This window comes from Streptomyces sp. NPDC048419 (assembly GCF_043200415.1).
Classification (GTDB): domain Bacteria; phylum Actinomycetota; class Actinomycetes; order Streptomycetales; family Streptomycetaceae; genus Streptomyces.
The window spans coordinates 73,042-84,439 of record NZ_JBICXT010000031.1 but is presented as its reverse complement, the minus strand read 5'-3'; the positions used below and the strand labels follow the sequence as shown (position 1 = coordinate 84,439).

Here is an 11,398-nt window from a genome sequence, read left to right as displayed (position 1 = left end):
GGGGCGCGCGCCCGCCGCGGCTCCCGTCGGGGGGGGGGGGGCGCCCCCCCCCCCCCCCCCCCCCCCCCCCCCCGGGGGGGGGCCCCCCCCCCCCCCCCCCCCCCCCCCCCCCCCCCCCGGCGATATTTGTGGCGGTGCGTGTCTCCACGTCAGACGGTGAATCGGTCGGGATCGGCGGTTTTCCAGTCCGCCGCCCAGGAAGCGGGAGGCTCGGCGATCAACTGCCCTGGCTCCAGCCACTCGTACAGCTCCTCGTAGGAGCACTCGGTGTGGGGATCGATGCGTCGGCGGAGCATGTGCGGACGCAGCGCGGCGGGATCGGTGACGCCCATGGACGCCATGATCTGCAGGGCGCTGGCCACCGTGGCTTCCTGGAAACGCTGGACACGCGGCGTCTTGTCGCGGACGTCCAGGGCGCGGGCACGCCGGGGGTCCTGTGTCGTGACACCGGTAGGACAGGTGTTGGTGTGGCACCGCTGGGCCTGGATGCAGCCCACGGCGAACATCATCGCCCGTGCCGCGTTGCCGTAATCGGCGCCCTGCGCAAGGCGCTTGACCAGATCGGTGCCTGTGGCGATCTTGCCGCTGGCGCCGATCCTGACCCGGTCGCGCAGACCGGTGCCGACGAGCGCGTTGTGCACGATGTGCAGCCCCTCGGTCAGCGGCGCTCCCACATGGTCGGCGAACTCCAACGGCGCGGCACCGGTGCCACCTTCGCCTCCGTCGACAACGATGAAGTCGGGAGCCGTGCCCTCCTCCAGCATGGCCTTGCACACGGCGAGGAACTGCCTGCGCGAGCCCACGCACAGTTTGAATCCGGTCGGCTTGCCACCGGCCAGCTCGCGCATCCGCGCTATGAAGCGGACGAGTTCGCGCGGGGTGGAGAACACCTTGTGGTATGGCGGTGAGATCACCGTCTGCCCTTCGGGCACGTCCCGCACCTTCGCGATCTCGGCATTGACCTTCGCACCCGGCAGGACCCCGCCGATGCCCGGTTTGGCGCCCTGCGACAGCTTCAGGGACACGCACTTGACGTGTGCGTGCGCCGCTTTGTCGGCGAACTCGGCGGGGTCGAAGTCGCCGTCGCTGGTCCGGCAGCCGAAGTACCCGGTGCCCACCTCCCAGACCAGGTCTCCACCCGGCCTCAGGTGATACTCCGACAGACCTCCCTCTCCCGTGTCATGAGCGAAACCCCCGGCTGCCGCACCGCCGTTGAGAGCGAGGATCGCGTTGGCCGACAGCGAGCCGAAGCTCATGGCCGACACGTTCAGCAAAGCCATGTCGTAGGGACGAGTGCAGTCGGGACCGCCGATCCGCACCCGCGGCGGTGACTTGGGCACCGGGCAGGGCGCCATCGAGGGAACCAGGAACTCATAGCCGGGCTGGTACACGTCCCGTTCGGTGCCGTACGGCTGCTCGGCGTCCGTGCCCTTCGCCCGCTCGTAGACGATGCTGCGTACGTCCCGGTCGAAGGGGCGGCCGTCGAAGTTCCGCTCGATGAAGTACTGCTGCAGCTCCGGGCGGATCCGTTCCATGAGGAAGCGGGCGTGCCCGAGAACGGGATAGTTGCGCAGCACCGAATGCCTGCGCTGCAGCAGGTCCGCCACACCGAGCAGGCCCAGCAGGATGAGCGGTACGGCAGCTGAGCACCACCAGGGCGAGAGGACGACCGCGGCAACGGCCGTCACCATGCCGGTGGCCAGAACGAGGGCGACAATCGCGAAGCGTTTCACCCCTCGCTCCTTGCCCGGGGCAGGCTTTCCAGTCGCGGGGTTTGTCAAGAAACATGCAAAGTACGTGGCAGGGCCTGCGGCACCGGCGGAACTGTGTCAGTCGGCTGCTTCGACGTACGACGCAAGGTTGGCCAGCGAGGAGGCGATCCCGGCCTCGTGGGCCGCCTGGTCGATGCCGGGTGGCACGTCCGTGGCCGTGACGGTCACCTCGGTTCCGGCGTCGGCGGCCGTGAGGTCCCAGGTCATCGTCATGGTGCCTGCGTACGAGGGGTCGTCGGCCTCGAACACCGCCCGCTGCACCACGCGCGTGGGTGGCATGAGGTCGGCGAAGGCGACGTCGACGACGTCCGTCGCATCCGACGTCTTGCCGGGGCTGTCGGTGGGGTCGAGGTAGGTGAGGACCATGCGGAACCCGCCACCAGGTCGCGGGTCCCACTGCTCGATGCTCCCGCGCATGCCGTCCGGCGGCAGCCAGGCTTCGAGGGATTCCCGGTCGAGGAGGGCGTCGTAAACGGTCGCGGGTGGTGCCGCGATCACCCGGCTGGCGTGGTGGGTTCTTCCCATGGTCCGAGTCTAGGACTGGGCCTTCGTCGGCCCAGCAGGTGAAGCCGATCCGGGGGTGTCCCGTACGGGGTGAAGTCACGGGGTCGGTGCGGGGGGTCAGGGAGTGAGCGCGAGGACGCCCAGGGCGTGGCCGTGTTCGTCGATCACGGGGGACCTGCGCAGGGTCCGGGCTCGCATGGCGGCTTCCGCTTCGCTGAGTACGGCCACGGACGGGGTGAACGGTCCACGGCGGAGCGGAATGTCCCGCGGCCGCGTCCGGACGCTGTACCGCCGGCCGCCGCGGTGGGCGGCGAGATGGGCTCGGGTGACCAGCCCGGCGCAACGCCCTTCTTCCTCCTGGAGAAGCAGGTGCGGGACGCCGGCGCCGACGAGCACGGACAGGGCCACGTCGACCCGGAGCGATGGGTTGCGGCGCCGGTGCGCTGCGGTTCAGCCCTGTCCGGCCGAATTCATGCTTGTCGTTCAGGAACGTGATCACTCGCCCGTCGCGGGCGCCGACTCGATGTGGCTGGTGTGCTGGTCGGCGTCGCGCATGTGCGGCAGATGGTGCTGCATGTTGGTGAAGCCGTCCGCGGACAGGTCGGGGGAGTACACCGCGGGGTCGTGGAGGTAGCCGCATATCAGGAGGTCGACGTTGTGGTCCTGGGTCGCTGAGAACAGCAATCTCTGGCCGCCGGGGGCCACTTGGTCGAGCAGCGCGGTCACCTGGGGCATCAAGCCCATGTCGGCCATGTGGTCGGCTTCGTCAAGGACCGTGACGGCGACCTGATGTAGATGGCAGTCACCCCGGTCGATGAGATCCTCGAGATGACCGGGCGTCGCCACGACGACCTCGGCGCCGTTGCGCAGCGCCTTGACCTGGTGGGCGACGGACATGCCTCCCACCACGGTGGCCAGTCGCAGGCAGAGGGCGCGGGCGAACGGGGCCATCGCGCCGGTGACCTGCCGGGCCAGTTCCCGTGTGGGTACGAGAACCAGGGCGAGCGGCTGTCGGGGTTGGGCCCGCCGGCCGTCGAGCCGGGCCAGCAGCGGGAGGCCGTAGGCGAGCGTCTTGCCCGAGCCGGTGCGCCCGCGGCCCAGCACGTCCCGGCCGGCCAGCGCGTTCGGCAGGGTGGCCGCCTGGATCGGGCAGGGGACGGTCACGCCCTCGGCGGCGAGAGTGGCCAACAGATGTTCGGGCAGGCCCAGTTGGGTGAACGTCTCGACCGTCGGCAGGCTGAACTCCTGCGGGCGCGTGGTGGAGCGGCTTCTTCCTGGGCCGCTCCCAAGCCTGGCGGCCGGACGAGGGATTCGGCGGCCTGGATCCAGGACGCGGAAGCGGGTGCCGTGCGCGCCGTCTGCCGAGCGGGTGGAATTTGCCGGTGCGCGAAAGTGGAGACCGGGGCTCTCGTCTTCGCTACAGGTGCGCGTCATGAAGGAACTTCCTCGATAGGGCGTATCGAGGAATCCGCCCAGCCTTGATGCGCCGCACGAGGATTCACAAGAATGGGCCGATGGAAATGCGAAAAGGCCTGCACCCAAGAGTGCAGGCCTCGGTCCAGCGGTTCGCGTCAGCGTCAGGCGGGAACGATGTTCTCGGCCTGGGGGCCCTTCTGGCCCTGGGTGACGTCGAAGGTAACCTTCTGGCCTTCCTGAAGCTCGCGGAAGCCAGACGTGGCGATGTTCGAGTAGTGGGCGAACACGTCAGCGCCGCCGCCCTCCTGCTCGATGAAGCCGAAGCCCTTTTCCGCGTTGAACCACTTCACGGTGCCAGATGCCATATTGAAACTCCCTTTGGGGGACAGTGCCGGAATCCGCACTTTACGGATCCGGGTCGCCGCGATGATCACCCCTCCGGAAAATTCCGGAAAGCTCTGCAAAGAAAACAAGTCTCTCTGGTAACCAAAACTGCAACTGTCGTCAGGCTAGCACAGATTGGCGGGAAGCCCGCATGTCATTTGGGGGAACCTCAGGAATACTGACGCCGTCGCGGACCGTTTTCTGTAGCCGCGAGCTCCGGGTAACCGCGCTGTGCTTGTCCACGTCGTGGTTGCGCCCGCCCCCGGACGTCTGCCGACCGGATCAGGCTTGCGTCGCGTCTTCGCCGCCGTAGGGGCGAGAGACGGGATCGGCACCGGTGTCGACGAGGATTCGCGCAGCCCCTTTGAGGTTGTCGGCACGTACCGCTTGGGTCATTGCCGCCCTCGCCGCGTGGGGCGGCGTGTCCGGCGGCACGACGAGCAAGGAGAACAGGTCGTGATCGCCACGGGTGATGAGGACGGTGTCGTCGCCCGTGGACGATCCGTCGATGCGTACGACCCGGCCGTCGACCACCAGCCGCGGGGGCAGTCCGTCCCAGGCGGCGGAATCCACTCCGACCCGGGTGATCGGTCCGAGATGTTTCGTCAGTGCGCTGATCAGACGGGGCATCTCATCGGCGACCGCACGGGAGCGCGGCCACCAGGCGCCGTCGAAAACGCCCTCGCGGTCGTGTGTGGTCTCCAGCCGTACCAGGGCGGTCCCGGGGCGCACGGAGTCGTGGATTCCGTCCGGGAGGAATCCCGCTGGGGGCTGAGTATCGGACACTGTGCTCACCTGTCTGTGCGGTAGTCCGGTGTGGATCATGATGGTGAGCTGCGGGAGACAACCTCGTCTTCCTCGTCTTCTTCGTCGGCCGGAACGCCTGGTGCAGGCGGACACCCTTCCTCGTCCGTCGCCGCTTCGTCATGTCCACCGTACTCCCGAGCATCTTGTGCGGGACGGCGCAGGAGTACCGTGAAAGTGCCGAGAGTTCTTCGCGCGCCCGCTCTCACGCGGTGGCCGTTCTCGGTGAACGACGACGCCGGGTCGATCCCGTCCGGGCCCGGGGCAGGACTCCTCATGACCGTGAACGTGTCCGACTGGAAGGGTCGGCAGGCGCCGTCACCCCTGGAGGGGGAGTGCATCCGTTCGATGTCCCGCCGGCAGATCGAGGACCGGCTGGAGGAACTGGGTGACCTGTACGCGGAGACCTCTGGTGGTGATGCACGGGCATGGAACCAGGGCCGCAAGTTGTTCCTGCGCCGACTCGGCGACGAGGCACGCCGACCGGGCTTCGCCTTGCTGGTCGCGGAGAGGAGCGGGCTCGCGAGACAGCGCGGGGTCGACGGAGCCGTGGGTGCGGGGGACGACCTTCGCCGCGAGGGAAGCTTCGTACTGACAGGGTGCGCCTACGGCTTTCCGGTGCGCGCCGACGGGCCATGGTGGTGGGGACTGGACGGGCACCTTCCGGGGGCTTTGCTCGGGCTCGCGACCGCTGGGAGGCTCTTCGCGATCTCGAGGATCGTGGTCCACTCCCAGGTGCGCTCCCGCAACCAAGGTCGTGACTGGAACCTTGCCCGCCGTCTGCAGCGGAGGCTGCTCGCCGACCATGCGGCAGGACTGGCCGGCCATCCCGCCGTGCTCGGCGTGACACTGGTGGGGCGGGGCGACAGGGTGGCCGTTCGGGAACTGCAGTCCTGGGGCTGGCATTCCGTCACGGCCGACACCCGGGATGCCCGCCCTTGGGCACCGTGCCGCGCTCTGATCATCGAGTCGTGACGGGACTGGGACGCAGCGATCAGCCGCTCACGAAGCACATGAAGGTCATCATCAACCTTCCTGCCTGAGGGGTGCCGTGATCCGGAGCCTTGCCCCCTGAGCCCGGTCCGATGCCGGTCCCGTCTCCACTTCGACCTCCCCGGGCTCCACCGTGAGGCAGAGGTCCCGGTCGATGAAGGCCAGCGTGTCGTGGTCGATCGCGAACACCGCCTCGGCCTCACCGCCGGGAGCGACGTCGAGACGGACGAAGCCGCGCAGTTCACGGATGCGTGGCCAGGACATGCCGCCCGACAGCCGGCGGACGTAGAGCTGCACTGTCTCGCGTGCCGGTCGCGACCCGGTGTTGCGGACGGTGACCCGGCACGTCAGATCCGGTGCGTCGGCGCCGACTCGGCGGCTCGACAGGCGCGGTGGCCCGTACTCGACGCTCGTGTACGACAGCCCGTGGCCGAAGGCGTCACGTGGCAGGGCGCTCTGGTCGACGTAACCGCGGTAGCGATGGTCCTTTCCGTTGTAGAAGACGGGGAGTTGGGCGGCCGAGCGGGGCACGGACACCGAAAGGCGGCCCTGCGGCTCGCAGTTGCCGAACAGCACGTCGGCCACGGCACGCCCGCCCCGCGGTCCCGGGTACCAGGCGCTCAACACCGCCGACGCGGTGGTGGTGAGGGAGGGCAGGGCATGGGGACGGCCCTGGACGAAAACCACGACGACGGGTGTGCCGGTCGCCGACACCGCCTCCAGCAGGGCGAGTTGCGCGGCCGGCAGGGCAAGGTCCGCCAGGTCGACGCCCTCCCCGCAGGTCATGCCGGACGGCGTGCCGGAGCCGGTCACCGCCGCCCCCGTTGGTGTCGAAGGCGGTGTCCTCGGAACGGGCACTGGAACCGCCCAGCACCAGCACGGCCACGCCCGACCCGGCCGCCAACGCGCTGGCCTCGGGCACATCCGAGACATCGTCTCCCACCAGGTCGCAGCCCCGGGCGTAGGTAACCTCGGTGTCCGGCCCGACTGCCGCGCGGATGCCCTGGAGGACCGTGACACCGCTGCCCGGCCTCTGGGGTGCGGTGTAGTGGCCGATCGGCTGCGCCACGGAGTCGGCGTTCGGGCCGAGGACCGCGATCCGCCCGATCGCCGGGGGCAGCGGAAGGACCACGCCGTCGTGGGGGAGCAGGGTCACGGAGGCGCGGGCGATGCGCTCGCCCAGGTCGTCGAGACAACTGTGGGTGTCCGCTTCCGTGGACGGCAGGGGTTGCTCGAAGAGGCCGAGGCGGAACTTCAACGTCAATACCCGCGCCACCGCGTGCTTTGGATCCGCGTGTGGAACGCCGTGAGCAGCATGCGCGCCGCCCGGCCGGAGCGTCCCAGCTGCGGCCGGGCGGCGTGTGGAGGGCCACCGCTTGAAACCCTCACCGGTAATACGAAGCTGTGGCCTTCGTGGATTGGGGGGCGGGTGGATTCAGCTGGCCGGTGAGGCCGGCGTCATGGGCATCGGCGGCGTACTGCGTCACTCCCCGGGACGTTGCGGCTCGGGCGGCCGGCCCCACGGCTGCTCCAGGACGGACCGCAGCTGTGCCACCGTCTCGGCCCCGATCCGCTCGGCGAGCGTGTGCTCCAGGTCCGTGAGGATCTCTTCGGCCCGGGTGTGTGCCTTACGGCCCTCGGCCGTGCGCCGGATGAGGCGCTGGCGTTGGGACGTGGGGTGCGGCACCTGCTCCAGCAGTCCCGCGGCGACCAGGGTGTGCACGGCCTGGTGGGCCGTCTGCCGGGTGACCGCCATGCGCCGGGCGAGTTCGGACACGGTGGTGCCGTCGTCGTCGAGGACGGAGAAGAGCTGCAGGTGGGTGGAGGACACCGGTTGCGCTTCCTGCGCCGTCAGGGCGGCGAGGAGCGCGTCGTCGAACCACCGGCGGGCATCGCCCAGCAGTCCCGGCAACTGGCGTCGGCTGGTCTGCATCTGCTCCTCGCTGGTACGGCGGCTCGGCCCTCGCGGAAGTCTTGCACATCGCCCGACGGCTATGTCAGGCTACCTGACATTCGCTGAAGTGACCGCAAGGGAGCGCCCATGACCCTCGAGTTCGCCACCCGCTACCGGCAGTCGTCGCGCATACCCCCGGAGCCGGGCAGGCCCTACTTCATCGAGAAGGACATGGGGGACCGCGCCCACCTGTTCACCGACCTCTTCACGGTCTACGCGGGCGGCGAGCAGACGGAGAACACCTTCAACTTCTTCACCTGCGAAGGCCCCAAGGGCGACACCATCCCGGCGCACATGCACCCCGACACCTACGAGGTGTTCTTCGTGACCGACGGCGCGGTGCGGCTGTTCGTCGAGGACACCGCGGGGGAGCAGTACGAAAAACTCCTGACCAGCGGCGACTTCGGGTTCGTGCCGAAGAACTGCCCGCACGCATACCGGATCGAACGGCACAGCACCCGCATCGTGGGCGTCGCCGCGGGGCCCGGCGGCACCTTCGAGCGGTTCTTCGAGAACCTCGGCACGCCGACCGACACCCTCGGCCTGCCCAAGGAGCCCTACATTCCGGAGCCGCGCAAGTTCGGCACCGTCCCGCAGGACTACGACGTCCGGTTCCTCCCCGACCACCAGTGGCGCACCCGGTGACCTCGGGCAGCGACCTGCGGACGCTCATCGCCGCCCCGCACCCGGACAGAGCGCCACTACCGCCCGCGGCCCCCTTGGCCGACGGCATCCGCCTCCTGCGCGGCGTGCCGTACGCGGACCTCCCCGGCGCCCGTCCGCTCGAACTCGACCTCTACCTCCCAGACGGGACACCGGGCGGCGAACCCACGGGCCTCGTCCTGTTCGTCCACGGCGGTGCCTGGCGTCGGGGCCGCCGGGGCGACATGGGCTACCGGATGCGGGGTTGGACTCCGGGCCCGTTCGCCCGTATCGCCGCCGCCGGGTTGGCGGTCGCGTCCGTCGACTACCGTCTCAGCGGCGAGGCCGTCTTCCCCGCACCGCTGGACGACCTGCGCGGCGCGCTCCGCCGGCTCGGCCTGCGGGCCGCGGAACTCGGCATCGACCCTCAACGCTCGGTCGTCTGGGGGGAGTCGGCCGGCGGACACCTGGCTTCACTCCTGGCGCTGTCTCCCGAACTTCGTGAGGTGCGCGGTGCCATCGTCTGGTACGCCCCGAGCGACCTCACCCTCGACGGGACCGATCCGACCACACCGCACGCGCTCCTCCTGGGAGCCGCCCCCGAAGCGGTCCCCGGCCTGGCCCGCGAGGCAAGCCCTCCGTCTGGAAGCGGCGGGAGTGCGGGTGGAATTGATGGAGGTGCCCGGCGCGGAACACGTGTGGCACGGCATTCCCGACGAGCAGGTCGAGAAGATCTTCCTGCACAGCCTCGGCTGGGCCCGGCGGGTGGTGGGGTCTTGGAGGACGCACGGTTGAACGGGCACCCGTGGCGGTCGATTGGGCGAGACGCCGGTGTGAGGGCGCTTGGGTGAGTTCGCGCGGGCGGGCAAGGTACGCGGGATGCGTGTCCTGCGTGGTGCCGTGTCAGGCGGGCGGGGTGTGACCCAGGTACGTCAGGACCGCGAGGACGCGGCGGTGTCCGCTGTCGCTGGGAGGCAGGCCCAGTTTCAGGAAAATGTTGCCGATGTGTTTGTGCACCGCGCGTTCGCTGACGACGAGGTCCTTGGCGATGGTCGCGTTGCCGTGCCCCTCCGCCATCAGTTTCAGCACCTCGCGCTCACGTGGGGTGAGGGAGTCCAGCGGGGAATCGCGGCGGCGGATGAGGAGTTCGGTGACGACATCGGGGTCGAGGGCAGTGCCGCCGGCCACGACGCGTTCCAGAGCGTCGAGGAACTCGTCCACCCGCCCGACCCGGTCCTTGAGCAGGTAGCCGATCCCGCTGGTCCCGCCGGTCAGCAGCTCGGTGGCGTACGACTGCTCGACGTACTGCGAGAGCACCAACACAGGCAGGCCGGGAAGCAGTAGGCGTGCTTCGAGTGCGGCCCGTAGGCCCTCGTCGCGGAAGGTCGGGGGCATCCGCACGTCGAGGACGGCGGCGTCCGGCCGGTGTTCCAGGAGCGCGGGCATGATCTCGGGGCCGCTTCCCACGACGGCCACCACCTCGTGTCCGGCCGAGTTCAGCAGCAGCACCAGGCCTTCCCGCAGCAGGGCGTTGTCCTCGGCGATCACCACACGCATGGCAGCTCCACCTCGATCAGGGTCGGCCCCCCGAGGGGGCTGGTCATTTGCATGGTCCCGTCGAGTGCGGCGACCCTGCGGCGCATGCCGAGCAGACCCGAGCCGCCGGCCTCGTGCGCACCGCCCCGTCCCTCGTCCCTGATCCGCACCTGCAGACCGCGCCGGGCGCGGACGAGCTGTACCTCGGCACGGCTCACGCCGCTGTACTTGGTGATGTTGGTCAGTGATTCGGCCACCACGAAGTAGGCGGCCGCCTCCACCGCCGCGGGCACCCGTGTCCCCTTTGCCAGGCCACCATCGTCCAGGGCCACTGTCAGCCCGCTGCTTGCCGACAGTGCTCGCACCGCGCCGACGAGGCCGCGGTCGGTCAGGATCGGTGGATGGATACCGCGCACCACGTGCCGCAGGTCCGTGAGTGCCTTCTCGACCTGGACCTGGGCCTCGTCCAGCAGGTTGCGCGCGGCCTCGGGATCGCGGTCGTAGACGCGCTTGGCGAGCCCGATACGCATGGACAGGGCCACCAACTGAGCCTGAGCCCCATCGTGCAGGTCCCGCTCGATGCGACGCAGCTCGGCGCCGTGCGAGGCGATCGCGTCGGCACGGGTCGCGGCCAGGTTCTGGACCCGGGCGGCGAGCAGTACCTGCGGCGACGGCTTCAGCAGGGCGGTCGACCAGTCGGCCTCGAGGTCCGCAAGCCGTACGACCATCGGCAGCGCGATCGCCTTGCGCCCGAGCAGTCCGCACCACACCCCGTCCACGACCAGCCCGACAGGCCACAAAGGCAGTGCGAAGGCGATCAGCGTGCCGTAGAACCAGTACGCGAGCATCCAGCGCATATCCGTGTGCGTGCCGGGGTCGCGAACGGCCTTGAGTACGCGTTCGCGTACCGTCCCCGTCAAGGGCTCGTACACCTCGGGGATCTTCACCCCGGTCCACCTGGCGGTCAGGCCCCGTTTGGCCCCTGCGATCCGCCGGACCATCAGCACGGTCTCGGGCAACAACCAGGCGCACACGACCGTCACCGTGCCGACGGCGGCGATCAGCAGGACGGTGATGAAGATCCACATGCCGAACGCCATCACCGCGGCCACGCAGAGGTGCACTGTGGCCCACGCCGCGCGCCGCAGCGTCTTCCGGAATTGACGGCGCCAGGCGTCCTCGACTACTGCGCCGGTGGGACACGTTGCCCATTCCGGTCTGTGCTGAACGACCGGTTCGGCGACCCGTCGTCGTGACGATGGCGCCGGCTCTTTCGGGTCGGCCGCTGGTGAGGCGGTGAGTCGCTTGAGCATCTGGGGTCTCTCAAGTGGACGTGGGCGGTTCCGGGCGATCAGGTCCTGGCCGGGTCTCCGGGGGTCTCCCCGCTACGAGA

11 protein-coding genes and 3 pseudogenes are annotated in these 11,398 nt (G+C 69.7%); 4 read left to right on the top strand and 10 right to left on the bottom strand.

Annotation, left to right across the window (positions count from 1 at the left end):
* Window positions 1–149: 149 nt before the first annotated feature.
* The 6 genes and pseudogenes from ACGFYN_RS40350 to ACGFYN_RS40325 form a co-directional block, all read right to left on the bottom strand.
* Window positions 150–1,733 carry an FMN-binding glutamate synthase family protein gene (locus ACGFYN_RS40350; protein WP_393870977.1) on the bottom strand — a complete coding sequence of 528 codons (1,584 nt, stop codon included), beginning with the start codon at window positions 1,731–1,733 and terminating at the stop codon, window positions 150–152.
* 96 nt (window positions 1,734–1,829) lie between these two features.
* On the bottom strand, window positions 1,830–2,297 hold the full coding sequence (locus ACGFYN_RS40345) for an SRPBCC family protein (protein ID WP_393870976.1): 468 nt from the start codon (window positions 2,295–2,297) through the stop codon (window positions 1,830–1,832).
* A gap of 96 nt (window positions 2,298–2,393) precedes the next feature.
* Window positions 2,394–2,684 (bottom strand): hypothetical protein, encoded by a 291-nt coding sequence (locus ACGFYN_RS40340; RefSeq protein ID WP_393870975.1) that lies wholly within the window; start codon window positions 2,682–2,684, stop codon window positions 2,394–2,396.
* Between the two features lie 52 nt (window positions 2,685–2,736).
* A pseudogene (locus ACGFYN_RS40335) lies at window positions 2,737–3,710 on the bottom strand (DEAD/DEAH box helicase); the annotation flags it as partial.
* A 143-nt stretch (window positions 3,711–3,853) separates the two neighbouring features.
* Window positions 3,854–4,057 (bottom strand): cold-shock protein, encoded by a 204-nt coding sequence (locus ACGFYN_RS40330; RefSeq protein ID WP_030030412.1) that lies wholly within the window; start codon window positions 4,055–4,057, stop codon window positions 3,854–3,856.
* 301 nt (window positions 4,058–4,358) lie between these two features.
* Window positions 4,359–4,901, bottom strand: a complete 543-nt coding sequence (locus tag ACGFYN_RS40325) for a DUF5994 family protein (protein WP_393870974.1) — start codon at window positions 4,899–4,901, stop codon at window positions 4,359–4,361.
* A gap of 255 nt (window positions 4,902–5,156) precedes the next feature.
* On the opposite strand from ACGFYN_RS40325, the gene ACGFYN_RS40320 reads away from it, so the two are divergent.
* A complete protein-coding gene (locus tag ACGFYN_RS40320; RefSeq protein WP_393870973.1) occupies window positions 5,157–5,855 on the top strand; it encodes a hypothetical protein in 699 nt (232 codons plus the stop codon).
* Between the two features lie 51 nt (window positions 5,856–5,906).
* Here ACGFYN_RS40320 and ACGFYN_RS40315 read toward each other — a convergent pair.
* Together ACGFYN_RS40315 and ACGFYN_RS40310 are read right to left on the bottom strand one after the other, a co-directional pair.
* Window positions 5,907–7,152, bottom strand: a pseudogene (locus ACGFYN_RS40315) (glycoside hydrolase family 3 C-terminal domain-containing protein); the annotation flags it as partial.
* Window positions 7,153–7,356: 204 nt separating this feature from the next.
* Window positions 7,357–7,806, bottom strand: coding sequence for a MarR family winged helix-turn-helix transcriptional regulator (locus ACGFYN_RS40310; RefSeq protein ID WP_393870972.1), 450 nt, complete (start codon window positions 7,804–7,806; stop codon window positions 7,357–7,359).
* A 108-nt stretch (window positions 7,807–7,914) separates the two neighbouring features.
* Between ACGFYN_RS40310 and ACGFYN_RS40305 the strand changes: the two genes are divergently transcribed.
* The 3 genes and pseudogenes from ACGFYN_RS40305 to ACGFYN_RS40295 all read left to right on the top strand — a co-directional run bounded on the left by ACGFYN_RS40305 (window position 7,915) and on the right by ACGFYN_RS40295 (window position 9,264).
* On the top strand, window positions 7,915–8,472 hold the full coding sequence (locus ACGFYN_RS40305; protein ID WP_393870971.1) for a quercetin 2,3-dioxygenase: 558 nt from the start codon (window positions 7,915–7,917) through the stop codon (window positions 8,470–8,472).
* Window positions 8,457–9,047, top strand: a pseudogene (locus tag ACGFYN_RS40300) (alpha/beta hydrolase fold domain-containing protein); the annotation flags it as partial. The gene ACGFYN_RS40305 and the pseudogene ACGFYN_RS40300, both read left to right, overlap by 16 nt.
* A gap of 85 nt (window positions 9,048–9,132) precedes the next feature.
* Window positions 9,133–9,264 (top strand): hypothetical protein, encoded by a 132-nt coding sequence (locus ACGFYN_RS40295; protein ID WP_393870978.1) that lies wholly within the window; start codon window positions 9,133–9,135, stop codon window positions 9,262–9,264.
* A gap of 108 nt (window positions 9,265–9,372) precedes the next feature.
* On the opposite strand, the gene ACGFYN_RS40290 is transcribed toward ACGFYN_RS40295, so the two are convergent.
* Window positions 9,373–10,026 carry a response regulator transcription factor gene (locus tag ACGFYN_RS40290; RefSeq protein WP_393870970.1) on the bottom strand — a complete coding sequence of 218 codons (654 nt, stop codon included), beginning with the start codon at window positions 10,024–10,026 and terminating at the stop codon, window positions 9,373–9,375.
* Window positions 10,014–11,117: a histidine kinase gene (locus ACGFYN_RS40285; protein ID WP_393870969.1), complete on the bottom strand. Its 1,104-nt coding sequence runs from the start codon at window positions 11,115–11,117 to the stop codon at window positions 10,014–10,016. The genes ACGFYN_RS40290 and ACGFYN_RS40285 overlap by 13 nt, the downstream gene beginning before the upstream one ends.
* Between the last annotated feature and the right edge of the window lie 281 nt (window positions 11,118–11,398).

Coding starts and splice junctions, on each gene's coding strand:
- ACGFYN_RS40345 (WP_393870976.1), bottom strand. CDS start 2,297: ATGGGAAGAACCCACCACGCCAGCCGGGTGATCGCGGCACCACCCGCG.
- ACGFYN_RS40330 (WP_030030412.1), bottom strand. CDS start 4,057: ATGGCATCTGGCACCGTGAAGTGGTTCAACGCGGAAAAGGGCTTCGGC.
- ACGFYN_RS40325 (WP_393870974.1), bottom strand. CDS start 4,901: ATGATCCACACCGGACTACCGCACAGACAGGTGAGCACAGTGTCCGAT.
- ACGFYN_RS40320 (WP_393870973.1), top strand. CDS start 5,157: ATGACCGTGAACGTGTCCGACTGGAAGGGTCGGCAGGCGCCGTCACCC.
- ACGFYN_RS40310 (WP_393870972.1), bottom strand. CDS start 7,806: ATGCAGACCAGCCGACGCCAGTTGCCGGGACTGCTGGGCGATGCCCGC.
- ACGFYN_RS40305 (WP_393870971.1), top strand. CDS start 7,915: ATGACCCTCGAGTTCGCCACCCGCTACCGGCAGTCGTCGCGCATACCC.
- ACGFYN_RS40290 (WP_393870970.1), bottom strand. CDS start 10,026: ATGCGTGTGGTGATCGCCGAGGACAACGCCCTGCTGCGGGAAGGCCTG.